The sequence below is a fragment of the Chelativorans sp. M5D2P16 genome (assembly GCF_034427935.1).
Taxonomy (GTDB): Bacteria; Pseudomonadota; Alphaproteobacteria; order Rhizobiales; family Rhizobiaceae; genus Chelativorans.
Genome location: NZ_JAXQNM010000042.1, coordinates 117,139 through 142,275 on the forward strand (window position 1 = coordinate 117,139; position 25,137 = coordinate 142,275).

Here is a 25,137-nt window from a genome sequence, read left to right on the forward strand (position 1 = left end):
AAATTCCAAGGATCTGGCAAAGCCAATTCCTCAGCGCTGCAGCATGCGTTCGCGCCAGGCGGTCAGCGTTTCAGCGATGATGCGTTCCGGCGCAGCGGCACTTTCGAACACCGCTTCGACGGGGAGCGCCCGCACGTTGGCGGCGAACTCCCGGACGGGGCCCGGCCCATCGTCGAGACGCACCAGGTCCTTTTCCGTGGTCACGAGCTGCAGGCCCTCCGCCTCGGCCTGGGCGGCCAGTTCAGCCACGTCGTCCTCGCCATAGGGATAGTGGTCTGGAAAGGAACGCGTGGCGACGACCTCGGCACCCGTGTTGCGCAGCGTGTCATAGAACTTCTCGGGATTGCCGATACCGGCGAAGGCAAGGACGCGCACATCCTTCAGCCCGCGCACCTTGCGCGGCTTCACCCGCGCGGCGAAGACCGGCTTGCCGGCGCGGGAGGCGCGGCGCACGACGATCTCTGCAGCGTCCCCCTCTCCCATGGTCACGACGCCGTCTGCATGGCGCAGCTGGTCGATCAGAGGCGCACGCAGCGGGCCTGCGGGGATGACATGGCCATTGCCCAGGCCGCGCCGGGCGTCGACGACGATCAGCGCGAAATCCATGTGAACGCGTGCACTCTGGAACCCGTCATCCATGATGATGAAATCACAGCCAGCTTCCACAAGACGCCGGGCCCCGGCAGCCCGGTCGGGCGTGACTACGGTGGGTGCGTGGCGTGCGAGCAGCAGCGGCTCGTCGCCGACGAGGCGTGCCGTGTCCTGCCTGGCATCCACCAGGTGCGGCTCGGAAAGGCTGCCTCCATAGCCACGCGAAAGGAAGCCGATCTTCAGCTTCTGGCGCTTGGCCTCCCTGGCGAGCGCGATGGCGATCGGCGTCTTGCCCTCGCCGCCGACGGTGAGATTGCCGACGCAAAGCACCGCCGCGGGGATCCTTTCCCGCCGCGCCGCGCCCAGCCGCGCGCGGGCGACCAGCCCGTATGCCGTCGAGAAGGGCCACAGGGCCCAGGCGCGCCAGTCCGACCTCTCCCACCAGAAGGGGGGCGCCTCGCTCGTCGCCATCGCTCAACCCCGCCCGCCGCCGCTACCCTGCAGACGGCTCTTGACGATGAGCGGATGGACGAAAGGTTCGAGCGCCACCAGCGTATGCGACAAGGCACCCGACATTTCGTGCACCGCCCGCCGGCCGGCGGCAATCATCGCGCCGCGCATCGCATCATTGTTGAGCAGAAAGTTCACCGCGCCGGCCAGCATCTGCGTGTCGCGCACCAGCCGCGCCCCGCCGCGATCAAGCAGGCGGGCGTAAGGATCGCGGAAGTTCTGGACGTGAACGCCCGAAAGGACCGCCGTGCCCAGCATGGCGGGCTCAATCGGGTTCTGTCCGCCCTCGCCCGTGAGCGAACGTCCCATGAAGGCAATCTCGGTCAACCGCAAGTAAAGTCCCATCTCTCCGATCGTATCGCCCAAAAGGATATCCGTCTGCGCTGTTATAGCCCCATTATCGCTGCGACAGGCGACACTGAGCCCCTTTTCGGCGAGGGCGGCCTTGATTGCCGGGGCGCGCTCGGGATGTCGAGGCACGATGATGGTAATGAGATCGGGACGGCGCCGGCGCAGCATCTTGTGAACATCCGCCGCCGCTTCCTCTTCCCCCGGATGGGTGGAGACCGCCGCCCACACCGGGCGGGTGCCCAGCATCCCTTTCAACCGGGCAAGCATGTCCGCGTCGACCGGCGGCATCGGCGTGTCCACCTTCAGATTTCCCGAGACGGTGACCGGCCGTGCACCGAGTGCCCGGAAACGCTCGCCGTCCACTTCGGATTGGGCGACCACGTGGGCGAGATTCTCGAACAGCGCCTCGGCCAGGTAGGGACGCCTGCGCCAGCGCGCGAAGGAACGGTCGGACATGCGTCCGTTGACGAGCACCTGGGGCACGTGCCGAACGCCGAGCTCCAGGATGGTGACGGGCCAGATCTCCGATTCGGCCATGATGGCGAGATCGGGCGTCCAATGGCTGAGAAAGCGGCTGACGGCCGGCTTCAGATCGAGCGGTACATACTGGTGAACGACGCGGTCGCCCAGCCGCTCCTCAGCGACACTCGCCGAGGTCACCGTTCCGGTCGTCAGCACCACGTTGATGCGGCTTGTCAGCAGATGCTCGACCAGTCCCAGAACGGCGATCGTCTCGCCGACGCTCGCCGCATGCATCCAGACCAGCGGGCCGGAGGGCCGCTCGCGGCTCGGTTTGCCGTAGCGCTCGTGGCGGCGGATGCGGTCTTCCTTGCCCTTGCTGACACGCCAGGCGATGTAGCCGCCGATGAGCGGATAGGCAGCCGCGCCTGTCCAGCGATACGTGGCAAGGATGGCTCGCGCCCAGCGTTCGCTCATTCTCGGCCATCGACGAGCTGGTAGGCCTTGCCGGTGACCTCATCGATCGCGTCGGTGACCTGCCGGCGCTTCTCCTCCATTTCATGGTCGTCCGCGTCGGCCGCCACGAAGATCGGTTCCCCGAGGATGAGGGCAAGGCGGCCGAAGGGCAGATTCACCGTCGTCTTGTCCCACGTGTTCTTCAGGACTTTGCGGCGGCTGGTGGCGATTGCCATCGGCACGATCGGCCGGCCTGAAAGCCGGGCGAGCGTCACGATGCCGAGGCCGGCCTGGCGCGGCGTGCCGTGGGGAATGTCGGCGATCATGGCGACGCTGAAACCGGCCTCGATCTTGCGCTTCAGCTGGATGAGCGCGGCCGCACCACCCTTTCTGACCTTGTGCTTACCCTCGCGCCCGCCGGAACCGCGCACGATGTCGAAACCCAGCCTCTGGGCCACGAGCGCATTGAGCTCGGCATCGGCACTGCGCGAAAACAAGGCCACGACGGGATGCGTGCGGGGATTGACTGCGGGCGCCAGGAGGTGCTGGCCATGCCACAACCCGGCAATGGCCGGCCCGTGGGCCTCCATCACCTCCTCCATGTCGTGCGAGCCTTCGACCCGACGGTTGGTCCGCTCTATGAAGCGGATTCCCGCTGCCATGAGGAATGCCAGGGCTTTCTTGACGTGGTGGGAACGCGCCAGGGGCTTGCGGACACGGCGCCAGAGCGTCTTCATCACCCCTGCGCGGGCGCGCGGGCGTGGTTTCGCCTCCACCCGAGACGAAGGCGCCATTGCCCTGTCGCCCATGGAATCAGTCCCGACCTGCCTTGCCTGCATCCGGATCGAGCAGGCGATGGAGGTGGACAATGAAGTAGCGCATGTGGGCATTGTCCACCGTTTCCTGTGCCTTGGCCCGCCAGGTTGCCTCGGCGGATTTGTAGTCCCCGTAGATCCCGACGATATCGAGCGCCTCGAGGTCCCGGAATTCGGTGCCCGTCAGCGACTTCAGCTCCCCACCGAAGACGAGATGAAGAAGCTGGCTCTTGTCTGTTTCCTCGGCCATGGCAGTCATTCTACCCCAATTGGGAGGTTTTGTGACGGAATGCCGGAATGCCGGCATGCCGCGAAGCGGTTCCCGCCCTTTTTGAATCCATTCTGAGCGGCAGGCAACCCCGCGCGGAGCGGCGCCCACCGCCCATTACACACGAATGCCCGACAACACACCCGCCATGGACTCCAAAAGGTGCCCGCTGCCGGCCGCCAGCGGTCCGAGGCGCGGGTTCGGCCCGCCATAGCGCGGGCGGCCGCCCGTGGCGTCGACGATCAGCCCGCCCGCCTCGGCGAGGATGATGTCGGCCGCTGCCACATCCCAGTCATGGGAGGCCGGTCGCACGAAGGTGGCGTCCATCCGGCCTTCCGCCACCATGGCCAAGCGATAGGCGAGCGAATGCACGTAAGGGTGCGGCGCCACCCGTGCGAAAACCTCCGCCGGCAGCGCCTTGATCATCGGCTTGGGACCGGCCATGAGGAGTTCGCGTCCCGGCTTGCGCACGGTGATCGCCTCTCCGTCACGCCGGGCACCGGCACCCAGGGCGGCGCTGAAGGTCTCGCCGCTGGCAGGGCACTCCAAGACTCCGGCAATGGCGCGTCCGTCCTCGACCACGGCAACGCTGACGCACCAGACCCGGCGCCCCTCGATGAAGGCGCGGGTGCCGTCGATGGGATCGACGACGAAAGTGCGGGCGGCACTCAGGCGCTCCTTGCTGTCGACGGTCTCCTCCGACAGCCAGCCGTAGTCGGGGCGCGCTTCCGTGAGGGTCCGGCGCAGGAACAGATCAACCTCCAGATCGGCCTTGCTGACGGGCGAATTGCCTTCCTTCCACCAGACCTCGGGATCGTTGCGGAAATAATGCATGGCGATCCGGCCGGCTTCCCGCGCCGCGCGCGCGATCAGCGACCGATCGTCCGCCAGAGCCTGGCCCGAGGCATCATTCACCGGCAACGGTCATTCCTTCGATGAGCAGCGTCGGTGCCGCCGTGCCGAAATTACGGTCGAGGTCGTTCGCCGGCGTCATGCGCAGGAACATGTCCTTGAGATTGGAGGCGATCGTCACCTCGGAGACGGGATAGGCGATCTCGCCGTTCTCGATCCAGAAACCGGAAGCGCCGCGGCTGTATTCGCCGGTCACCAGATTGACGCCCTGGCCGAACAACTCGGTGACGTAGAAGCCATTCTTGATGCCGGCGATCAGCGCCTCCGGCGCGGCCTCACCCGGCTCGATGGCGAAATTCGTCGCCGACGGATTGACGGACGAGGCGGCGCGCACGCCGCGGCCGTTCGTCTCAAGCCCCAGTTCGCGGGCAATTGCCGTCGACAGAAGCCAGGCCGTCAGCACACCATCGTCCACCGGAACAAGGCGCTCGCCCGCCACGCCCTCCCCGTCGAAGGGGCGCGAAGCCTGCCCGCGCTTCTTCACGGGATCGTCGGTCACGGTCACGCCCGGCGCGGCGACCGCCTTGCCCATCCGGTCACGCAGGAAGCTGGTCTTGCGCGCGACGGACGCGCCGTTGATCGCGGCAGCCAGATGGCTGGCGATGCCGCGCGCCACGCGCGGGTCGTAGACGACGGGGAAAACACCGGTCTTTACCTTGCGTGCGTTGAGCCTTTTTACCGCCCGTTCACCGGCGGTGCGGCCGATCTTCTCCGTCTCCTCCAGATCGGCGAAATGAAGGCGGGAGGAAAAATCATAGTCGCGCTCCATGGCCGTGCCTTCACCGGCGATCACGGCGGCGGAGCGGGAGAAGCGCGTGGCCGCATACTGGCCGACGAAACCGTGCGAGGTGGCAAGCACCAGCCCGCCCGAGCCGGCGCTGGCGGCAGCGCCGGAGGAATTGGTCACACCCGGAACCGCCAGCGCGGCCTCCTCCATGGCGAGCGCGTCCTCCTTCAGCCGATCGGCGGGAATCTCGGTGTCGTCGACCAGATCGAGGTCCGCGATGTCGCGCGCCAGCCGCGCCGGATCGGCCAGGCCCTGATAGGGGTCTTCCGGCGAAACCCGGGCCATCGCGATGGCACGCTCGGCGAGCGCGGCCAGGTCGGCGCCGACGGTCGCGGAGACGGCGGCCACGCGATTGCCGATGAAGACACGCAGGGACATGTCGTCGCTTTCGGCCGATTCCGTGCCCTCCACCTTGCCCAGCCGGACGGCCACACTGCTCGAGCGCGAGCGCATCACCACCGCATCGGCGGCATCGGCGCCGGCACGTTCGGCCATCTCCACCAGGGCGGCGACGCGGTCGAGGAGAGTCTTCTGGTCGGATGCGGTCATGAGAAGCCTTCAGGGTTTCGGGCCGTAAGCCCTGCTTCGGCGAAATACACGAAAAAAGTCAACAGACATGGTGACACCAACCATTTATGGTGCCGGGGGCGACAGGGCAATGCCGGCCCGCACGGACGGCACGAGCGGAACGGCCGAAGGGGAAGGAATGGAAGGAAACGCCGTAGTCTATTACGAGCCGCTGCTGCTCCTCGGTGGCGCGGTGATCGCAGCCCCCCTTTTCAAGCGCCTCGGCCTCGGCACCATCCTCGGCTATCTGGCGGCCGGCGTGGCAATCGGTCCCGCCGCACGGCTGATTTCCGGCGGCGAGGAACTGCTGCACGTGGCGGAGCTCGGCATCGTCTTCCTGCTCTTCATCATCGGGCTGGAACTCAATCCCTCGCGGCTGTGGGCGATGCGGCGCGACATCTTCGGCATGGGTCTCGCCCAGGTGCTGGCGACGGGTGTCGCGCTGGCGGCGGCCGTCTGGCTGGCGCTCGGCTTCTCCCTTGCCGCAGCGGTCATCATCGGTTTCGGGCTCGCGCTCTCCTCCACCGCCTTCGCCGTGCAGACCATGGAAGCGCAAGGGGCGCTCAACCGGCGTTTCGGCCAGACCGCCTTTTCGATCCTGCTTTTCCAGGACATGGCAATCGCGCCGCTGCTCGCGCTCGTGCCACTCCTTTCGCCGGGCGGCGAGGGCGCCGAGGCCATCAGCGGCGCGCGCTTTCTTCTGGCGCTCGCCAGCGTCGCCGCCCTGGTGGTGGCCGGGCGCTATCTCATCAACCCGCTCTTCCGCCTGATCGCCACCACCGGCGCACGCGAGGCGATGCTGGCGGCTGCGCTCCTGGTGGTGCTGGGCTCGGCAAGCCTCATGCAGATGGCCGGGCTGTCGATGGCGCTCGGGGCCTTCATCGCCGGCGTGCTCCTGGCCGACTCGGCCTTCCGGCACGAACTCGAAGCCGACATCGAACCGTTTCGCGGTATCCTTCTGGGCCTGTTCTTCATGGCTGTCGGCCTTTCCCTGAAGGTCGACGTGATCATCGCCAACTGGCTCGTCGTGCTTCTGGCCGTCCCCGCGCTGATGGCCGTCAAGGGCATCCTGATCTACGGCCTGTGCCGGATCTCCGGCTGCAACCACAACGACGCGGTGCGGATTGCCGCACTTCTTCCGCAGGGCGGCGAGTTCGGATTCGTGCTCTTCACCGCCGCTTCTTCGGCGCTGATCCTCTCCCCCGCGACCGCCTCGCTGCTGACGGCGGTGGTGACGCTGTCGATGGCCGCCACTCCGCTCTCGGTGCGGCTCGGCGAAATGCTCCTTCAAACCGAGACGGAGGAGGAGATCGACGAGGATTTCCAGGGCGCGGAGGCCGATGTGCTGATGATCGGCTTTTCCCGGTTCGGTCAGATCGCCTCGCAAATCCTTCTGGCCGGCGGCAAGGACGTGACGATCATCGACCATTCGGCGATCCGTGTACGGGCGGTGGAGAAATTCGGCTTCCGCATCTATTTCGGCGACGGCCGACGCAAGGAGGTGCTGGAGGCCGCCGGAATCAGGCGCGCCCGGGTGGTGGCCGTGTGCACCAATGCGCGCTCGGTGACGGACGCGATCGTCGACATGATCCGGTCGGAGTTTCCGCATGTGAAGCTCTACGTGCGCTCCTACGACCGCGCCCACACGCTGGCGCTCATGGCACGCGGCGTCGAATACGAGGTCCGCGAGACCTTCGAGTCCGCCCTTCTGTTCGGGCGCAAGTCGCTCGAGGCACTCGACGTCGAGGAAGACCTGGCCCGGGCAATCCAGGAGGACGTACGCCGACGCGACGAGGAACGGCTGGCCATCCAGGCGGTCGAAGGCTTTGCGGCCGGCCAGGACAGGATGCATGTCCGGCCCGTGACACCGGAGCCGCTGATCAAGCCCTCCCGCGAGGCGCGGCGGCTGGACCGAACGACGGAGACGAGCGAAAGCTGAGCGGCCGTTCGATGACCGGCTACCGCGCCGATCCCTCGAGCGCGGCCTCGACCGCCCGCTTCAGCTCGTCCTTGATGGAGGCGGTCTCCTCCATGATGGCGTCTACCTTGAGGAAATCGAGGACACGGAAGCGCTCGACGGCCGGGCGCAGCAGGATGTCCGGGCGCTTGTTCTGCAGCTTCAGGGCGATGATCGACTGCATCATGAGCTGGGTGGCGCCGAACATCATCTCGATGGTGCTCGGCACCTTGGGCGAGCGCACGGTCGGCGCGCCGACCACATCGATGGCGATCAGAACGTCGGCCGCGCCTTCCAGAACGTCGAAGGGCACGGGATTGTAGATCCCGCCGTCGATCAGCGTCATGCCGTCGCGCCGCACGGGCCGAAAGACGGCCGGCAGGGCGGCGGAGGCGGCGAGGGCCGAACGCAGATCCCCCTGTTTGAAAACGGCCAGCCGGTGGCCGTAGTAGTCGGTCGCCGTCACATGGAGGGGGATTTGCAGTTCCTCGAAACTGTGGGGGATCTGTGCCGGAAGGAACGCCTTGATGATGCGTTCGGCATTGAACTGGCCGAGCCGCAGGCCGCCCTCCATCATCTCGGAAAACTTCGCCGGGCGGGCGCGCCAGAGACGGCTCGCCACTTCCGCGCGGCTGGCGAGCACGCCGCTCGCATAGGCGCGGATCTCCTTTCCACTCATGCCGGCGGCCATGCCCGCCCCCATGAGCGCGCCGATGGACGACCCCGAGATCGCCACCGGCCGGATCCCGAGCTCGTCGAGCGCCTCGATGGCGTGAATATGCGCGAGCCCGCGGGCACCGCCACCGCCGAAGGCGATCGCGAAGGTGGGTCCTGCAGGAGGCTTGCGGTCCACCAGGGTGGCGGCCGCATCGCTGCGATCAGTCATTGCCGCCGCACTTCATCGTTGCGCCGGGGCAAGCGGTATCACTTTTGCCGGCCGGGCTCCAGAGGCCGTCAGGAACTGACAGCCCCTAGCCTTCAGCCGTCCTGGTCCGCGGTTTCCTCGACCTCGGGCCCGACGATGAGCATTGTCGGCTCGACGGAAAGCAGCCTGCTTGCCATGTCCCGGGCGTCTTCAAGCGTGACGGCGTTGAAGAGGGCATCACGCCGCTCGAGATAATCCCGTCCCCGGCCGAGACGCTGCAGGCTGACAAGAGTGCGGGCGATGCTGGTGGTCGAACTGAGGTTCCCAACGGCATAGGAACCGATGAGATAGCGCTTCGCGCTTTCGAGTTCCTCAGCCGTCGGCCCTTCCTCGGCCATGTTCTGCACGACCTCGCGGACCGCCCCCAGGGCCTCTCCGGTCTGGTCGGCGCTGGTCGATGTATAGACGACCAGTCGTCCCCAATCGACGTCGCTGTCGAGGAAGGCGCCCGCGCCATAGGCCAGACCGCGCCGCTCCCGCACCTCGGTGAAGAGCCGCGAGACCAGCCCGTCGCCGCCGATAACCTCGGCGACGACGGAGGCGGCATAGATGTCGTCATTCGTCGCGGCGACGCCGGGATAGACGAGGCTGATCGAGGATTGCGGACGGTCGTAGACCTGCGCAACCTCCTCGCCGAAATTGAGATCCGGCGGAGGAACTTCCTTCAAATCGGCTTCGGCCGGAAGTTCTGCGAACACCTCGTCGAGAACGCTGCGCAGGGTCTCCGGATCTATGGCGCCGACGACGCCGATGAAAAGGTTCGAGCGCGCGAAGGTCCTGCGGTGAAAGCCCTCGAGGTCCTCGCGCGAGACCGCCTGAAGGGATTCCAGCGTCGGCTGCCGGGCAAGGGGATGGTCGCCGTAAAGGGCGGCGGCCAGCGCCCGCTGGCCCTGCTCGTCCGGGTCGTTGCTCTCCGCCCTGATTTGCGAAAGGAGGACGGAGCGCATGCGCTCGACGGGCTGTTCGTCGAAGCGCGGCGCGGTGAGCGCGAGCGACAGGAGTTCAAGCGGCTCCTCGATCTCGTCAGCCAGCATGTTCAACTCGCCGGTGATGCGATTGCCGGTGGCGCGGAAGGAAAGCTGCGCACCCGTCTCGTAGAGCCGTTGCTGGAAGGCTTCCGAATCCAGTTCGCCCGCACCTTCGTCAAGCAGCGAGACCAGCAGATCCGCCATGCCTTCCTTGCCGGCCGGCTCCTGGTTGCTGCCGCTGGCAAAAGCGAAGGAGAGGGCCACGGTCGGGTCCGTCTGGTCTTCCACCAGCCAGGCGGTCACGCCCGTTTCGGACGTGACCTCGACGATATCCAGGCTGGCTGCCCGGACGGGCAGAACGGTCATCAGGAGAGCCGTCAGCCCGGCGAGCCCGAGACGCGTCAACACCCTTGCGTGATCGCCATCGCACCGGAAACACATTGCGCTGATCGGCCTCATGCGGGATCCTCCTGCTCGCTTGCCGTGTCCGCTTCTTCGGGCAGCAGATAGCCGGTAACGCCACGCCGGTTCCCGAGATAGGCGCGTGCGGCGGCGCGGACGTCCTCGACGGTCACCGCCTCTATGCGCTCCCGCGTCTTGCCCAGATCATCGACCGTACCGCCGGTCACCAGCGTGACGCCGTATTCCATGGCGCGCGACATCTGATCGTTGTTGTTGAGGATGAGCCGGCTTGCCAGCACATTCTTTGCCGTCTCGAGCTCCTTTTCGGAAACGCCCTCGGCGGCGATCTTCGCAATTTCGGCCTCGATCACGCGCTCCACCTCGTCAAGTTCGGCAGTGTCGTTCGATTGCGCGTAAATGCCGACGCTGGAATAATCGAGCCGCCCGACACCGGTCCAGGCGCTGACGGCGGAAGCGATCTGACTCTTGACCACCAGCTCCTGATAGAGGCGGCTGCGCGAACCGCCACCGAGGATTTCCGTCAGCACCTGCAGGGCATCCGCCGTCTTCCCCTGCTCGGAAAAATAGGCGGGTGCGAACCACTGGCGTATGAAGCTCGGCAGGCTGGCACGCGGATCATGCAGGGTCACGCTGCGGACCGTCCTCGGTTCCGGCTCCATCGGCCGGACGCGCGGCGGCAGATCGGGGCCTGGCGGGATCCTGCCGTAGGTCTCCGAGGCGAGCCTACGCACGGTCTCCGCGTCAATGTCGCCGGCCACCACGAGAACGGCATTGTTGGGCGTGTAGTAGCGTTCGTAGAAGGCGACGAGCTCATCCCGGTCCAACGCCTCGATCTCGTGCATCCAGCCGATCACCGGAATGCCGTAGGGATGGTTCTTGTAAAGTGTCGCGTCGACGGCCTCGTTGAGGATGCCGAAGGGCCTGTTGTCGACGCGCTGAAGGCGCTCCTCCATCACCACCCGGCGTTCGGTCTCGATCGCCTGCTCGTCGAGAATGAGGTTTTCCATACGGTCGGCCTCGAAGGCCATCATCTCGCCCAGCGCGTCCGGCGGCACCTGCTGGAAATAGGCAGTGTAGTCCTGGGTGGTGAAGGCGTTCTGATTTCCGCCGACCGCCTTCACCGCCGCATCGAAGGCGCCCTCCTCACGGGTCTCGGTGCGCTTGAACATGAGATGCTCGAAGAAATGCGCGATGCCGGACTCGCCGCGCTCCTCGTCGGCGCTGCCCACCTTGTACCAGAGCATATGCGTGACCACCGGTACGCGCCGCTCTGGGACGACGACGACTTTCAGTCCGTTGTCGAGGACGAAGGTTTCCACCTCGACCGGCTGCGGGGCCTGAGCCGCAGCCTGGTTAAGAGCGGGAAACACCAGTAGAACGATCAGGGCGAAGACGGACAGCGGCCTCATGAAAAATCCTCTTTGACGTGACCTCGGCCCGCAGGGGCGACGAGCAGCAACTTTCCCGTGCAGTCCGCCTAGGGCCTCACCGTGGCCAAAGTCAGGCAAGGCCGCAAAAAGCCAGTGTCGTGCCGGTGTAGACGCGCCGCTCGTGGAGCACAAGTCCAGCCGGCGGAGCGAAGGGGGTGGCGGCAGCCTCCTCCACGACGACCAGCGCATCGGCAACGAGCCAACCGCCTTCCATGGCGGAAGCGAGCGCCCGCTCGCCGAGCCCACGGCCATAGGGCGGATCGGCAAAGACGAGCCCGAACGGCTCCATTGTACCGACCGGCCCCAGGCGCGTGGCGTCGCGGCGGAAGAGGCGCGTCACGCCCTGAAGGCCGAGGCTCTCCACATTTTCGCGGATCAAAGCGCGGGCGGCGGCATCCTGTTCCACGAAAAGGCAGTACTTTGCGCCGCGCGAAAGCGCTTCGATGCCCAGCGCCCCACTGCCAGAGAAGAGATCGAGCACGCGCCGCCCCTCGATGCTGCCGGGATATCCGTGCTCCAGGATGTTGAACAGCGCCTCGCGGGCACGGTCCGTGGTGGGCCGGATGGCATCGGACCGCGGCGAGGCGAGCCGCCGTCCACGCAGCCTTCCGCCAACGACGCGCATTCCCGCTACCGTCGCTCGCCGGACCGGGGCTTGCCGCCCTTGGGGCGGCGCTCGGTGCGCCCGGTGCGCCCGCTGGCCTGGCCGCCGGTCCCGGAACCGCGTCCCGCCTTGTGATCACCGCCGTCGTCCCGTTGATCGGCGGCCTTTTTTGGGCCGACGGGCCGTGCCCCCGGTGCCATCCAGACATTGGCCGCGCGCGAGCGGCGCTCGACGGGGCGGGCTGGCTGGCCGGCCGTCCGGCCCGCCTTGCTGGTTTTTTCATCGCCCTTGCCGCGTTGTCCGCCTCGGCTGCCCTTGCCGGTCGAGGGAGGCTTCGTCTGCAGGCGGTCGCGCGCCTCCTCGCGCTTCTCCTCGCGCGTCCTTTTGCGGTCGTGCCGCGGTGGCCGGACGGGCTCCTCCGGCGTGCCGGCGCGCTTCTTCGGCTCCTCCGCCGGCTGGCTGGCCGCGACGTCGCCGGCACGCAGGGGCCGGTTGGGGAAAGGCCGGGCGATCGGTGCATCGAAATTGGCGCCGGCCTCGGAGAGCAGACGCTCGCCGAGTTGGTCGCGCAGCATGCGCCCCTTTATCTCCTGAACCGCGCCTTCCGGCAGCACGCCAAGCTGGAAGGGGCCGTAGGAGATACGGATAAGGCGGGTCACCTCGAGCCCCAGCGTGCCCAGGACCTTCTTCACCTCGCGGTTCTTGCCCTCGCGCAGGCCGAGCGTCAGCCACGCGTTCGAACCCTGCTTGCGGTCGAGCGTGGCTTCGATGGCGCCGTAGAAGACGCCGTCGACGGCGATTCCCTTCTCCAGCTCGGCCAGCGCCAGTGGATCGACGCTGCCGTGTACGCGCACGCGATAGCGGCGCAGCCAACCGGTGGACGGCAATTCCAGGACACGGGCAAGGCCGCCGTCATTGGTCAGCAGCAGCAGCCCTTCCGTGTTGATGTCGAGCCGTCCGACCGCCACCAGCCGGGGAAGGCCGGCGGGCAGGATGTCGAACACCGTCCGGCGGCCCTCCGGGTCGCGGCTGGTGGTGACGACGCCGGCCGGCTTGTGCAGGAGGAAAAGCCGGGTGCGCTCCATCTGCGGAATGGGCGTGCCGTCGACCTCGATGCGGTCGGAGGGCCGCACGTTGAAGGCGGGCGTGTCGAGCACGCGGCCGTTCACCTTCACCCGGCCCTCGGCGATCATCGCTTCCGCATCGCGCCGCGAGGCGACACCGGCGCGCGCCAGCCTCTTGGCGATGCGCTCTCCCGGCGCATCAGGACCGGCGGGCCCGTGCGCCTTCGATGACGCAGCAGCGGAAGCCGCCGGAGACCGCGGCTTGCCGGCCGGCTTCGACGGGCGCTTCGCGCCGGCCCTTTCCTTCTTCTTGTCGTTCTTCATGGTGGTGTTTGCCTTTCAGGGCCGCCAGGGGCTAGGTATCAATTCGTCCCGGATCTTGCGAGCAAAAAGCGTGACCCCAAAACAGTCGAACAGCTACCCGCCCTTCATGGACATGGCGCTCGACGAGGCGCGCATGGCAGGCGAGCGCGGCGAGGTTCCCGTCGGGGCGGTGATCGTGCGCGAGGGTGCTGTGCTTGCGCGGGCGGGCAACCGCACGCGCGAATACAGCGATCCGACGGCGCATGCCGAGATCCTGGCGCTGAGGGCCGCCTGCCGGGCCGAGGCCTCCGAGCGGCTTCCCGGCGCCAACCTCTACGTCACGCTCGAGCCCTGCGCCATGTGCGCGGCGGCCATCTCCTTTGCGCGCATCCGCCGGCTCTATTTCGCCGCTGGAGACGAAAAAGGGGGCGGCGTCATCCATGGCGGGCGCTTCTTCGGCCAGCCCACCTGCCACCACGCGCCGGAGGTCTACGAAGGTCTCGGCGAGCGCGCGGCGGCGCAGTTGCTCAAGGATTTCTTTTCGCTCAGGCGTGCCGCATCCGAGGACGGCTGATTCCCGGCTTCAGTTCAGCCAGGGGATGAGCTTGCGCAGGCCGCCACCCGACTCCTCGCTCGCGGCCTGGCGCTTTTTCTTCCACTCATCCTCGCCGAGTTCGTCGGCCGGCGCGGTCTCCGCGGGCTGGCGGTATTCCACCGGCGGGTCGCTCAGATAGCGCCGGGTATTGGGGCTGCCCTGCCGCGCCATCTGCTTGCGGCGCTGGAATTCCTTGCGCTGCTCTTCCCGCTTCTGACGATCGGCCGAGAGGCCCTCGGGCTGGTTTTCGCTATGGTGAATGTCGCGGATGACGTTCGGGCGGTAGTACGGATTGTCCTGGTTCGCCGTCGCCTCCGCACGAACACGCGCCAGGCGCTCCTCGGGCGATTCGGGCCAGGCCGGGTTCTCGCGCGCCGCATCCTCCTGGGGTGGCGGCAGCACCTCGGTGGAGGGCGGCTTCACGAGGCCGGCGCGCGGCACGTAATTGATCGGCTTCTGCCTATCCGGCTTGAGCGACAGGGCGCCGGTCAGGTCCTCCACCAGTTGCTTTTCCGCGGTGGTTCCGGTGCCGTAGGTGGTGCCGCCGCATGCGGAAAGGGCGGCGACGGCGGCGAGCAGACCCGCTCGGGCCATCAGCGATGCCGTGCGCGGTCCTCCGCGGCCGATGCGCATGCCAGTGTGCAGCCTGCTCACGTCCAACTCTCCTCAGCGCCTGGGACCCGACGATCGCGGCCCCATGCCATGCCTTCTCGCCGCCGAATCCGACGAGATGATGGCGCGTTCATGCCGGCCTTTTACCGGACGTGCCGGCCGGACGCAACGGCCCCGCCGGCGCGCACCGTTCAACACCGCGCCTCACGTGGCGGAGGGAGGGCGCTAACGGCCTTTCCCTCCGTGCATCGCGCCTTGAACCGATGCACCAGGCTCAAAGCCGGCCCAGCGCCTTCAACTCGCGCAGCGCGGCGGCATCGCGGGCGGAAACGTCGGGGAACTCGGGATCCGAGCCCACATCTTCCGTATAGCGCCAGGAACGCGCACATTTGATGCCGGAGGCGCGCTTGAACACCACGCCCACGCCCTTGACGTCGTCGAGGGTGAAGGCGTCGGCCGGCGGTGCATCGTCGCGGATCTCCATTCCGCTGGTGATGCAGATCTCCGCCATGTCGCGGTCGGCGATCGCCGCGCGCAGGTCGGGATCCGTCACATGGACGATCGGCGCCGCCTCAAGCGAGGCACCGATGGTCTTTTCGCGGCGCTCGATCTCCAGCGCGCCCATGACCACCCGGCGCACCTGGCGAACCTTGCGCCATTTCTCCGCCAGATGGTCGTCGCGCCAGTCGGCAGGCACCTCGGGGAACTGGGCCAGATGCACCGACGCCGCGTCCGGGTGACGCTCCAGCCAGGCCTCCTCCGTCGTGAAGGGCAGCATCGGTGCCATCCAGGTGACCAGGCAATCGAAGAGCCGGCGGATGACCTGGATCGCCGCCTTGCGCCGCGTGCTCGAAGGCGGGTCGCAGTAAAGCGTGTCCTTGCGCACGTCGAAGTAGAAGGCGGACAGCTCCACGACCATGAAATCGAGCAGCGCGCGCATAACGCGCTTGAAGTCGAAATTGTCGTAGCTCTTGTGCACCAGCGCATCGAGCTCGGCCAGCCGGTGCAGCATCAGCCGCTCCAACTCCGGCATCTCCTCGTGCGGCACCGTCTCGCCAGCGTCATGGGCGAGCGTGCCCAGCATCCAGCGGACGGTGTTTCTCAGCTTGCGATAGGCATCGATGTTGGTCTGCAGGACGTTCTGGCCGAGGCGCTGGTCCTCCCAGTAGTCTGTGGTGACCACCCACAGGCGCAGTATGTCGGCGCCCGATTTCGCCATCACGTCCTGCGGCACCACCGTGTTGCCGAGCGACTTCGACATCTTGCGGCCTTCTTCGTCCATGGTGAAGCCATGGGTGATGACCGTATCGTAGGGCGCGCGGCCGCGCGTGGCGCAGCTTTCCAGAAGCGAGGAATGGAACCAGCCGCGGTGCTGGTCGGAGCCTTCGAGATAGACGTCGGCGGGCCATTTCAGGTCCGGCCGGTCTTCCAGGGTAAAGGTATGGGTCGAGCCGGAATCGAACCAGACATCCAGGATGTCCATGACCGGCTGCCACGGCTCGTTGGCGCGGGAACCCAGGAAGCGCTCCCTTGCGCCCTCGGCGAACCAGGCGTCGGCGCCTTCCTTCTCGAAAGCCTCGAGAACGCGGGCATTGACTGCCTCGTCCTTGAGGATTGCGCCATCCTCGTCGACGAAGATGCAGATCGGCACGCCCCAGGCACGCTGGCGCGAGAGCACCCAGTCGGGCCGCTCCTCGATCATGGAGCGCAGCCGCGTCTGGCCGGCGGCCGGCACGAAGCGGGTGTCGTCGATGGCCTTGAGGGCACGGGTGCGCAGCGTGGTGCCGTCGCCCAGCCCCTTGTCCATATGGACGAACCATTGCGGCGTGTTGCGGAAGATGACCGGCTTCTTCGAGCGCCAGGAATGCGGGTAGGAATGCTTCAGCCGCCCGCGCGCGAAGAGCATGTCCTTTTCAATCAGCGCTTCGATGACGGCCTTGTTGGCGTCGCCCTTCTTGCCCTTATCGTCGATCACGCGCGCCGGCCCGCCTTCGCGGTCGGGGCCGAAGCCCGGCGCATCCTTGGTGAAGAAGCCGCCGTCGTCCACGGTGAACGGGATCGTCGTATCGACGCCGCGCGCCTCCAGCTTCGCGCGCGCGTCCATCCACGCGTCAAAGTCCTCACGGCCATGACCGGGTGCCGTATGGACGAAGCCGGTGCCGGCTTCGTCGGTGACGTGCTCACCGGGAAGGAGCGGGACGGGGAATTCATAGCCGCCGCCAAGGCCCTTGAGGGGGTGGGTGCAAACCTGGGGAAAGAGCTCACCAGGACTTACCTCGCGCAGGCGCTGGTATTTCAGCTTCGCCTTAGCAAAGGATTCCTCCGCCAGCGCATCAGCAAAAATTAGCTTCTCACCAGCTTGAGGTCCGAAATCGTTCTCCGCCGCCGTGACTTCGTAAAGGCCGTAGGCGATGCGCGGCGAGAATGAGATCGCGCGGTTGCCGGGGATGGTCCATGGCGTCGTCGTCCAGATGACGACATATGCACCCGTCAGGTCTGATATATCCTCTTGAGTGGGTCCATGTGCACGGCGGATCGGAAACTTCACCCAGACCGTATCCGACTCATGGTCGTGATACTCGACCTCCGCCTCCGCCAGCGCCGTCCTTTCCACCACGGACCACATCACCGGCTTCGACCCGCGGTAGAGCTGGCCGGACATGGCGAATTTCAGAAGCTCGCCGGCGATGCGGGCCTCCGCGTGATAGGCCATGGTGAGATACGGGTTCTCGAAATCGCCGATCACGCCGAGGCGCTCGAACTCCTCCGTCTGCACCTTGATCCAGTGCTCGGCGAAGTCGCGGCATTCCTTGCGGAACTCGTTGACGGGCACCTCGTCCTTGTTGCGGCCCTTGGCGCGGTACTGCTCCTCGATCTTCCACTCGATCGGCAGGCCGTGGCAGTCCCAGCCGGGGACGTAATTGGAATCGTAGCCGCGCATCTGGAAGGAGCGCGTGATGACGTCCTTCAGAACCTTGTTCAGCGCGTGGCCGATATGGATGTTGCCGTTGGCATAGGGCGGGCCATCGTGGAGGACGAAGCGCGGCCGGCCCTCGGCATCCTCGCGCAGGCGCTTGTAGAGGTTCATCTCCTGCCAGCGCGAGACGATCTCGGGCTCCTTCTTGGGCAGGCCCGCCCGCATGGGGAAGCTTGTCTGCGGCAGATAGAGGGTCTTGGAATAGTCCAGCTTTTCGGAAGTGTCGGTCATCATTTCGCCGTGCAAATGCGAAGCGGAATTGGCCTCGCCGATCACAATATCATCCTTCGACAGGCTCAGGAGGCGGATGGCGCCCTTTCAAGGCGCAAGAAAACCCGGACCTTCCCGCAGGCTCACGCCGCGCGGAAGGCCGGGCCGATAATTCGTATTGTCACCTGCCGGCGCGGCGCCGTGGAGGCTTGGCCGTGGCAGGTCGGAAGGAAACCGGCGCCCGTCATCATGGCCGCGCTTGTAGCCGAGAGCGGCGGAAGAATAAAGGGCAGATTGACATGGCCAGACCGGCGGGCGGCCCTGTCCGCTCGGGAAGCGCATGGCAAAAAAAGCCCGGTTCACGAGGAACCGGGCAATCTGCAGGCAGCCGGGGGGAAACCGGCGTGATGGGAGTAAAATGCCTGCATGGGAGATCTGTCGGGTCAGGCTCGGCGGCGCATCGCGCTCTCGGCCCTTTCGCGATCCTGCCTGACCCGCATCAGGCGGCGAATGGGATCGTCGAGGATCGGCCCTTCCTGGGCGCGCGCGACATCCTCGCGCGTCAGGCCGATGTCGCGAAGCTCCCAGTCGGTCAGTTCATCGAGCCGGCGCATGGCGTGGCGGTTTTTCATCAGCCGCCAGGTTTCGCCAGCAAGGCGCACCAGGCGCACGGCCAGGCCCACCCGGCCGGTGGCTGCGGTCTGTGCGACGGTCTGTTGGACTTGCATGGCAAAGCTCCTCGGCGGTCAGTCGGCCTGCGCCCGCCCCGTTTCATGCAAATTTGTCCCATGAAAACATTGATTAGTCGAACGAATGTTTTTAATCTTTTGCATCAATTATCATGATGTAAGGGGCCTGCCATGGCCGCACCACTCGATCTCGACCAGCTTGCAACCTTCGTCGCCATCGCCGACACGGGCAGCTTCACGCGGGCGGCCGAGGAGGTGCACCGCACACAATCGGCCGTCTCCATGCAGATGCGCCGCCTGGAGGAGCGCGTCGGCAAGCCGCTCTTCGAGAAGGACGGGCGCACCAACCGCCTCACGGAAGAGGGCGAGAAGCTCCTGCCCTATGCGCGGCAGATGCTGCGGCTCAACCGGGAGACGCTGGCCGCCTTCGACGACGAATGCCTGGAGGGCCACATCCGCATCGGCATGCCGGACGATTATGCCGAGCGTTTCCTGCCGGAGATCATGGCCCGCTTCTCGCGCTCCAATCCGCGCGTGGAACTGTCGGTGCTGTGCGAGCCGACGGCGAATCTCGTGCAGCACGTGCGCCAGGGGAACCTCGACCTGGCGCTCGTCACGGACGAGGACGCTTCCGACATCGTGCGCCGCGAGCCGCTTCTATGGGTGGGTTCGGCCAACCATTCCACGCACGAGCGCCCGGTCCTGCCGATGGCCTTCGGCCGGCCGACCTGCTCCTGGCGCCGCGCCGCCTGCGAGACGCTTTCACGGACGAACCGTGAGTACCGTATCCTCTTCACCAGCTTCTCGGCCACGGTGATCTCGGCGGCCGTGCTCTCCGGCGTGGCGGTTTCAGTGCTGCCCGAATGCGCGCTGCGCCCGGGCATGCGGGTGCTGGGCGAGAACGAGGGCCTGCCGGCGCTGCCCGAGTGCCGGATCGGCATGATGCGCGGGCGCACCAGCCAGGTCGAGGTGGCCGACGCGCTCGCCCGCCACATCATCGAGAGCCTCGACAACATCTCCGTGCCCATGGCGGTCAACGAGGCGGAAGGCTTCGACTTCGCCTCGCTCCCCCACCGCGCCCGCCGCAGCAAAAGGCTGCGCCCGAGCCAAATCCTGCCTGGGTGGTGAGATGACCGGTATGTTCGCGGCGGACGAAAGAGGCCGTTGCGGTGTTCAAGGGAATCCTTCGCGATGACGCCCCAGCTTCGCCTCCGCCCCGCATCTCCAGAAGACAGGGACGCACTCGGCGCACTCAAGCTGCGGTCGTCGCTCGCATGGGGCGATCACATCGATGAATTGCTTGCGCTTCCCGAGGCGCGGCAAGTCCCGGCGGCGCATCTGCCGTTCATCGTCGTGGCGGAGCTTGCCGGGAAGGTCGTCGGTTTCGCAACCATCCTGCCGGAAAACGAGGATTTCCAGGCCGAACTGGAAGACATGTTCGTTGCACCCGCGGCATGGCGCAAGGGCGTCGGCAGGCAGCTTCTTGACGAAGCCGAGTCGCGCGCCGTCGCGCGCGGGGCGCGCTTCGTAAGGGTCGTCGCCGGCGAGCGGGCGCGCCCCTTTTACGAAGCCTGCGGCTATCGTGTCATCGGGACGGCCATGACCACGTTTGCGCCGGCGCTCGAAATGCACAAGGACCTGCGGCAGACCCGCGGAGCCCGCCCGGACGGCATCCTTTACCCGTAGTCCGCGCCTTGTCCTTGCGTTGATCCTGCCGGTGCGATGGGACCGCCCATCGGGCACCGTGCAGCCGATTGCCAGCATAACAGGTGTTCCTTGCCGAAATTACGCCTTCAAGTGGTGGTTGATCGAGCGCGCGATTCGCGGCGCGAGTCCGCGTCGCTGACAAAAGACACGAACACCGAGAGAACGCTGGAAACCAGATGACGGAAAACGCGCAATTCTCGCCCGATACGGCGGCACGACGGCGCTTCCTTGCCCTGTGCACGCTTGCCGTGGCCGGTATCATTGCCGTTCAGGCGATCGTTTTGCACCTGTTGGGGCAGCCGGCGATCTGCAGTTGCGGATATATAGCGTGGTGGTATCCGGAATCCTCGGGCCCGCAGACCTCCCAGCACATCGCGGACTGGTACAGCTTCAGCCATCTCCTCCACGGTCTGATCTTCTACTTCCTTTTCTGGCTGCTCGCCCCGCGGGCGTCCTTCGGCACCAGGCTCATTCTGGCGGTGGCGCTGGAGGCGGGCTGGGAAATCGCCGAGAACACGCCAATGGTCATCGACCGCTACCGCCAGACCGCGCTTGCGCAGGGCTATTTCGGCGACAGCATCGTCAATTCCCTGTCCGACACCCTCGCCGCCGTCATCGGGTTCTTCCTCGCCCGAGCCTGGCCGGTATGGATGAGCGTCCTCGTGGTGGTCGCCGTCGAACTCGTTCTTGCCTATGCGATCAGGGACAACCTGACCCTCAACATCCTCCAGCTGATCCATCCCGTGGATGCCGTTTCGCGGTGGCAGACCGGCGGCTGAGGGGTGGCGAACGGCGAGAAGTCCGGGCAGGCGGACGGCGCGTTCACCCCTTGAGAAAGCTCAGCCGCTCGTCAGTGCGGTTGGGCTCGATTTCGAGGATTTCGGCGCGCACCACGTTCTCCTCGACGAACGGATCTTCCTTCACCCGCGCCTCAAGCTCGGGACGCGTTGCGCCATGCGCCAGGACCGCACCGCCCCCATCGGGCCTCAGGCTTCCGACGAGGAGAAAGATACCGTCGTCGACGCCGCGCTGGATCCACGCCTTGTGCCCTTCCATGAAGCGGGGGGCTTGCGCTTTGTTCTCGGAAAATCTGAGTAGAACGACAAACATGAAATCGAGCATCCTTTGCGTTTGTTGAACAGAGGACAGCGTCTACGATGACGCGGCCCCTTCGGCGTTGGTCTCCAGCCATGCGCACATCTGGTCGACCTCGTGACGGATGAAATCCTCGTCATGAAAGGCGTTGGCCAGCGTGGCCACGCCCTGGCTGCGGGCAAGGACATGCATGGCGAGGGCGTCGGCGTCCGCCTCCCGACCGAGCAGCACGAACTGGCGGCGCAGCCAGTCCCGAAACAACGTGAAGATCCCGTTGGCGTCCTCCTGGGCGACGTGCTCCAGCTTGGCCAGTTCCGCGCACAGCGTTCCGACAGGGCAGCCATAGGCCATGATCTTTGTGCGGTTCGCGATCAGGATACGGATGAAGCTGCGAATCCGCTCGGCCGGCCCCTCCCCCTCGTCTTCCCAACGCTCGAGCATCCTGCGCGTATTGGCCAGACGCAGGGCGATCACAGCATCGAGGATCTCGTCCTTCGTCTTGAAATGATAGTAGAAGTTCCCCCGGGAGATCTGCACGACATCGGCGATGTCGGCGAACGAGGTGTGCGCGTAGCCCTGCTGGTAAAACAGCTTATCGGCGGCATCGACAATCTGCTCGCGGGTCGTCCTGGCGGTCACTTAAGCGTCTCCGTGGAATGACAGCGCCAACTAAGACGCTTGTCCTAGAGGGTGATTAGGTCATATGTCCTAATCCGTCAAGCAATCCTTGAAGAGCGGAGAAGAGCGCATGCGGGACCCGGTTCGGACAAAGTCCACCGCCCTCACGGTCCCCCGGCTTGACCCGACGCCCTCCAACCGGCTCTATCGTCCCATGGCAGATCCCGCACGCAACGATTCGCTGACCAACGTCGCCGAGTTCTCGGTGAGCGAGATCTCGGTCGCGCTCAAGCGCACGGTGGAGGAAGCCTTCGGCCATGTGCGCGTGCGCGGAGAGGTCTCGGGCTACCGGGGGCCGCATGCCTCCGGCCATTGCTATTTCTCGCTCAAGGACGAACGCGCGCGCATCGAGGCGGTGATCTGGCGCGGCACGTTCTCGAAGCTGAAATTCCTGCCGCAGGAGGGGCTGGAGGTGGTCGCCACCGGCCGGCTGACCACCTATCCCGGCTCCTCGAAATACCAGATCGTCATCGATTCGATCGAGCCGGCGGGCGCCGGCGCGCTGATGGCGCTTCTGGAAGAGCGCAAGCGCAAGCTTGCCGCCGAGGGCCTGTTCGCGGAAGAGCGCAAGCGGCCATTGCCCTTCATGCCGCGCGTCATCGGCGTCGTCACCTCGCCGACGGGTGCGGTGATCCGCGACATCATCCACCGCATCACCGACCGGTTCCCCGTCCACGTGGTTGTCTGGCCGGTGCGCGTGCAGGGCGAGACGACGGGCGAGGAGGTGGCGGCCGCGCTCACCGGCCTCAACGCGCTTTCGCCGGAAGGCGGCATCGCCCGGCCGGACGTCATCATCGTCGCGCGCGGCGGCGGCAGCCTGGAGGACCTCTGGGGCTTCAACGACGAGGCGGTGGTGCGCGCCGTCGCCGCCTCGAACATTCCGGTCATCTCCGCCGTCGGCCACGAGACGGACTGGACGCTGATCGATCTCGCCGCCGACCGGCGCGCGCCGACGCCGACCGGCGCGGCGGAGATGGCCGTGCCCGTGAAGGCGGAGCTGGAAGCCGGCCTTTCGCGCCTCTCGGCCCGGCTCAAGGGCGCGGCCTCGCGCGACCTGGAGCGGCGGCGGCAGGGCTTGCGCGCCATGGCGCGCGCACTGCCCTCGCCCGACCAGCTCTTCGCGCTGCCGCGCCGGCGCTTTGACGAGGCGTCGGGCCGGCTCGTGCGCGCCCTGCAGGCCGCCACCCAGCGCAAGCGCCTGCGCCACGACGGCCTGCGGCTTTCGCTTTCCATGCTCGACCGGCGCCTGGCCGAGGCGCGGCGCCAGTCAATCCAGTGCGGCGAGCGCCTGCCGATCGTCTTCCAGGGGGTGCTGCGCAACCGTCGCGCTCGCCTCGACCGCGATGCCGCGCGCATCAGCCCGTACACCCATCTGGAACGCATCCGCCGATATCACGCGCGCCTTGCGGATGCCGGGGAGCGCGCCGACCGGGCGATCCATGCGCGCCTGGACAAGTCGCGCACGGCGAGCGACCAGGCGGCCCGGCTCGCCCGCTCACTTTCCTACGAGGGGGTGCTGGAGCGCGGCTTCGCGCTGGTGCGTGACGCCGAGGACAGGCCGCTCAAGCACGCGGCCGAATTGAAGAAGGGCCAGGAACTGCGCCTGCAGTTCAGCGACGGCAGCGCCGGAGCCATCGCCACCGGCAAGCCGGCCGCTCCCGCCCGCAGCAAGCCTGCCGCGGCGCCGAAGGAGCCGGGCAAGCAGGGCTCGCTGTTTTGAGGTGCCTCGAAAGTCGAACTATGGTGGGGACAGTGCCCCCCTCTCTTGCGATTTCTAACACTTAGCCTCCGCTTCGCTCCAGCTAAGCTGTTGAAATCGCCTTCTCCCCCACCAAGGGGGAGATACCGCCGGCATCACCCACATCAGCCAATCGCCACGTTGTGGATTTGGCGGAGTCAAACACGCAATGCGCCTATCTCCCCCTTGGTGGGGGAGAAAGCAAATTCTCGGGCTTGGCAGAGCCAAGTCCTTAGAATTTGCAAGAGAGGGGGTCGACCGCTCCTTCCAGCTGAATATTAGCCAGCGAATATGCACCACCTGCAGCCCCGGTGATTTAAATTCCCACCTGCATGTCCCGCGCAAGCGAGCGCGCCACCAGGTCCGTTTCCGGCGGCGGGGACTTGTGCTGAACGAGCCAGTAGCCGCGATCGGTCTCGAGCGTGAGGTCACAGGCCGGCACGAGAACGCCGGCGGCGAGCAGATCGTCGACCAGTCCGCGCCAGCCGAGCGCAACGCCCTGGCCGGACTGGGCCGCCTGGAGGGCGAGCGTATAGGTGTTGAAGCTCAGTGAACCGACCGTCGCAAGGTCGGTCACGCCGGCGGCCGCAAGCCAGCTTTGCCAGGTGAACCAGCGACTGCCGTCATCCCCCTCCAGATGGATGAGCGGCATGTCGAGGAGCCGTCGGGGATGATCGAACGGCCCGAAGCGGTCGCGAAAACCGGGTGCGCAGACGGTCGTCACGCGCTCGGGAACGAGAAGCCGCGCCTGACCACCCATGTCGTCGCGGTTGCCGAACAGGATCGCCAGGTCGTTCTCGTTCTCCAGGCCAGGCAGCAGCGATTGCGTGGCGACGATCTGCACGTCGATCCCCGGGTGCTCACGGCGAAAGCGCGCCATCAGCGGCATCAGCCGAAAGGTGGCGAAGGCGAAGTCCGTGATCAGGCGAACCACCGGCGTCGCGGCGCGGCTGCGGATGGACTGGACCGCCTCATCGATCTGCTCGAGCCCCTGGCGCACCGCCCGCTGCAGCGCCTCGCCCTCGCGCGTGAGCGTCAGGCCGCGATGGCGGCGGTGGAAGAGGCGGACGCCCAGAAGCTCCTCGATCTGCCGGATCCGATAGGACAAGGCCGGCTGCGTCATGCCGAGCGCGGCGGCTGCGCGGGTGAGGTTCTGATGGCGCGCGGTCAACGCGAACAGGCGCAGGCAGCCGACGTCGAGTGGATTGGAAGACATAAATTCTCTTTATGGCAGCCATCAGGAGAGCGCTTCTTCACAGACCCTGAAAAAGCGCATCAAATGGGTGAATGTATGATGGCGCCGCGGAAACGCTTCGGTCAAGCGCCATGTATGACAACAAGAACAATCCGAACGCGCCGACGTTCGGGCGCGGTGCCGGCCTTCGGCGTCGCACACGGGGAATTTCGGGGATGCTGGACGACGGCAGTTCCGGTCGGTGACGTGCG

At 66.5% G+C, this 25,137-nt stretch carries 23 protein-coding genes; 6 read left to right on the forward strand and 17 right to left on the reverse strand.

Annotated elements, in window-relative coordinates:
• Positions 1-30: 30 nt before the first annotated feature.
• The 6 genes from lpxK to SIN08_RS22805 all read right to left on the reverse strand — a co-directional run bounded on the left by lpxK (position 31) and on the right by SIN08_RS22805 (position 5,698).
• Complete coding sequence (gene lpxK, locus SIN08_RS22780) at positions 31-1,062, reverse strand: tetraacyldisaccharide 4'-kinase (protein WP_322453916.1); 1,032 nt, start codon at positions 1,060-1,062, stop codon at positions 31-33.
• 3 nt (positions 1,063-1,065) lie between these two features.
• Positions 1,066-2,388: a lipid IV(A) 3-deoxy-D-manno-octulosonic acid transferase gene (gene waaA, locus SIN08_RS22785; protein ID WP_322453917.1), complete on the reverse strand. Its 1,323-nt coding sequence runs from the start codon at positions 2,386-2,388 to the stop codon at positions 1,066-1,068.
• On the reverse strand, positions 2,385-3,176 hold the full coding sequence (locus tag SIN08_RS22790; RefSeq protein ID WP_322453918.1) for a lysophospholipid acyltransferase family protein: 792 nt from the start codon (positions 3,174-3,176) through the stop codon (positions 2,385-2,387). Before SIN08_RS22790 ends, waaA begins: the two co-directional genes overlap by 4 nt.
• Positions 3,177-3,180: 4 nt before the next feature.
• A complete protein-coding gene (locus SIN08_RS22795; RefSeq protein WP_322453919.1) occupies positions 3,181-3,432 on the reverse strand; it encodes a DUF4170 domain-containing protein in 252 nt (83 codons plus the stop codon).
• Between the two features lie 135 nt (positions 3,433-3,567).
• On the reverse strand, positions 3,568-4,371 hold the full coding sequence (locus SIN08_RS22800) for a 3'(2'),5'-bisphosphate nucleotidase CysQ (RefSeq protein WP_416208121.1): 804 nt from the start codon (positions 4,369-4,371) through the stop codon (positions 3,568-3,570).
• Complete coding sequence (locus SIN08_RS22805; RefSeq protein ID WP_322453920.1) at positions 4,358-5,698, reverse strand: TldD/PmbA family protein; 1,341 nt, start codon at positions 5,696-5,698, stop codon at positions 4,358-4,360. Before SIN08_RS22805 ends, SIN08_RS22800 begins: the two co-directional genes overlap by 14 nt.
• A gap of 157 nt (positions 5,699-5,855) precedes the next feature.
• Between SIN08_RS22805 and SIN08_RS22810 the strand changes: the two genes are divergently transcribed.
• The gene (locus SIN08_RS22810; RefSeq protein ID WP_322454062.1) at positions 5,856-7,655 is read left to right on the forward strand and encodes a monovalent cation:proton antiporter-2 (CPA2) family protein; all 1,800 of its coding nucleotides are present in this window, start codon (positions 5,856-5,858) and stop codon (positions 7,653-7,655) included.
• Between the two features lie 19 nt (positions 7,656-7,674).
• On the opposite strand, the gene SIN08_RS22815 is transcribed toward SIN08_RS22810, so the two are convergent.
• The 5 genes from SIN08_RS22815 to SIN08_RS22835 form a co-directional block, all read right to left on the reverse strand.
• On the reverse strand, positions 7,675-8,559 hold the full coding sequence (locus SIN08_RS22815; protein WP_322453921.1) for a patatin-like phospholipase family protein: 885 nt from the start codon (positions 8,557-8,559) through the stop codon (positions 7,675-7,677).
• Positions 8,560-8,651: 92 nt separating this feature from the next.
• Entirely contained in the window at positions 8,652-10,025 is a 1,374-nt protein-coding gene (locus SIN08_RS22820; protein ID WP_322453922.1) for a pitrilysin family protein, read from the reverse strand.
• Positions 10,022-11,398, reverse strand: a complete 1,377-nt coding sequence (locus tag SIN08_RS22825; RefSeq protein WP_322453923.1) for a pitrilysin family protein — start codon at positions 11,396-11,398, stop codon at positions 10,022-10,024. The genes SIN08_RS22820 and SIN08_RS22825 overlap by 4 nt, the downstream gene beginning before the upstream one ends.
• A 91-nt stretch (positions 11,399-11,489) precedes the next feature.
• Positions 11,490-12,044: a 16S rRNA (guanine(966)-N(2))-methyltransferase RsmD gene (gene rsmD / locus SIN08_RS22830; protein WP_322453924.1), complete on the reverse strand. Its 555-nt coding sequence runs from the start codon at positions 12,042-12,044 to the stop codon at positions 11,490-11,492.
• Positions 12,045-12,049: 5 nt separating this feature from the next.
• Positions 12,050-13,411, reverse strand: coding sequence for a pseudouridine synthase (locus SIN08_RS22835; RefSeq protein ID WP_322453925.1), 1,362 nt, complete (start codon positions 13,409-13,411; stop codon positions 12,050-12,052).
• A gap of 106 nt (positions 13,412-13,517) precedes the next feature.
• On the opposite strand from SIN08_RS22835, the gene SIN08_RS22840 reads away from it, so the two are divergent.
• Positions 13,518-13,964, forward strand: a complete 447-nt coding sequence (locus SIN08_RS22840) for a nucleoside deaminase (protein ID WP_322454063.1) — start codon at positions 13,518-13,520, stop codon at positions 13,962-13,964.
• Positions 13,965-13,973: 9 nt separating this feature from the next.
• Here the strand turns inward: SIN08_RS22840 and SIN08_RS22845 are convergent, their stop codons facing one another.
• From SIN08_RS22845 to SIN08_RS22855, 3 genes are all read right to left on the reverse strand, one after another.
• Positions 13,974-14,639: a hypothetical protein gene (locus SIN08_RS22845; RefSeq protein WP_322453926.1), complete on the reverse strand. Its 666-nt coding sequence runs from the start codon at positions 14,637-14,639 to the stop codon at positions 13,974-13,976.
• 232 nt (positions 14,640-14,871) lie between these two features.
• A complete protein-coding gene (gene ileS, locus SIN08_RS22850) occupies positions 14,872-17,805 on the reverse strand; it encodes an isoleucine--tRNA ligase (protein WP_322453927.1) in 2,934 nt (977 codons plus the stop codon).
• A gap of 422 nt (positions 17,806-18,227) precedes the next feature.
• Positions 18,228-18,512 carry a DUF1127 domain-containing protein gene (locus SIN08_RS22855; protein ID WP_322453928.1) on the reverse strand — a complete coding sequence of 95 codons (285 nt, stop codon included), beginning with the start codon at positions 18,510-18,512 and terminating at the stop codon, positions 18,228-18,230.
• Between the two features lie 132 nt (positions 18,513-18,644).
• On the opposite strand from SIN08_RS22855, the gene SIN08_RS22860 reads away from it, so the two are divergent.
• The 3 genes from SIN08_RS22860 (at position 18,645) to SIN08_RS22870 (ending at position 20,959) form a co-directional block, all read left to right on the forward strand.
• Positions 18,645-19,601 carry a LysR family transcriptional regulator gene (locus tag SIN08_RS22860; protein ID WP_322453929.1) on the forward strand — a complete coding sequence of 319 codons (957 nt, stop codon included), beginning with the start codon at positions 18,645-18,647 and terminating at the stop codon, positions 19,599-19,601.
• Between the two features lie 63 nt (positions 19,602-19,664).
• On the forward strand, positions 19,665-20,159 hold the full coding sequence (locus tag SIN08_RS22865; RefSeq protein ID WP_322453930.1) for a GNAT family N-acetyltransferase: 495 nt from the start codon (positions 19,665-19,667) through the stop codon (positions 20,157-20,159).
• A gap of 197 nt (positions 20,160-20,356) precedes the next feature.
• On the forward strand, positions 20,357-20,959 hold the full coding sequence (locus SIN08_RS22870) for a DUF2585 family protein (RefSeq protein ID WP_322453931.1): 603 nt from the start codon (positions 20,357-20,359) through the stop codon (positions 20,957-20,959).
• A 43-nt stretch (positions 20,960-21,002) separates the two neighbouring features.
• Here the strand turns inward: SIN08_RS22870 and SIN08_RS22875 are convergent, their stop codons facing one another.
• Complete coding sequence (locus SIN08_RS22875; RefSeq protein ID WP_322453932.1) at positions 21,003-21,290, reverse strand: hypothetical protein; 288 nt, start codon at positions 21,288-21,290, stop codon at positions 21,003-21,005.
• A 42-nt stretch (positions 21,291-21,332) separates the two neighbouring features.
• Positions 21,333-21,914: a TetR/AcrR family transcriptional regulator gene (locus SIN08_RS22880; RefSeq protein WP_322453933.1), complete on the reverse strand. Its 582-nt coding sequence runs from the start codon at positions 21,912-21,914 to the stop codon at positions 21,333-21,335.
• 193 nt (positions 21,915-22,107) lie between these two features.
• Here SIN08_RS22880 and xseA point away from each other — a divergent pair, with 193 nt between their 5' ends.
• Positions 22,108-23,673 (forward strand): exodeoxyribonuclease VII large subunit, encoded by a 1,566-nt coding sequence (gene xseA, locus SIN08_RS22885; RefSeq protein ID WP_322454064.1) that lies wholly within the window; start codon positions 22,108-22,110, stop codon positions 23,671-23,673.
• A 334-nt stretch (positions 23,674-24,007) separates the two neighbouring features.
• Here the strand turns inward: xseA and SIN08_RS22890 are convergent, their stop codons facing one another.
• Positions 24,008-24,907 (reverse strand): LysR substrate-binding domain-containing protein, encoded by a 900-nt coding sequence (locus SIN08_RS22890; RefSeq protein ID WP_322453934.1) that lies wholly within the window; start codon positions 24,905-24,907, stop codon positions 24,008-24,010.
• Between the last annotated feature and the right edge of the window lie 230 nt (positions 24,908-25,137).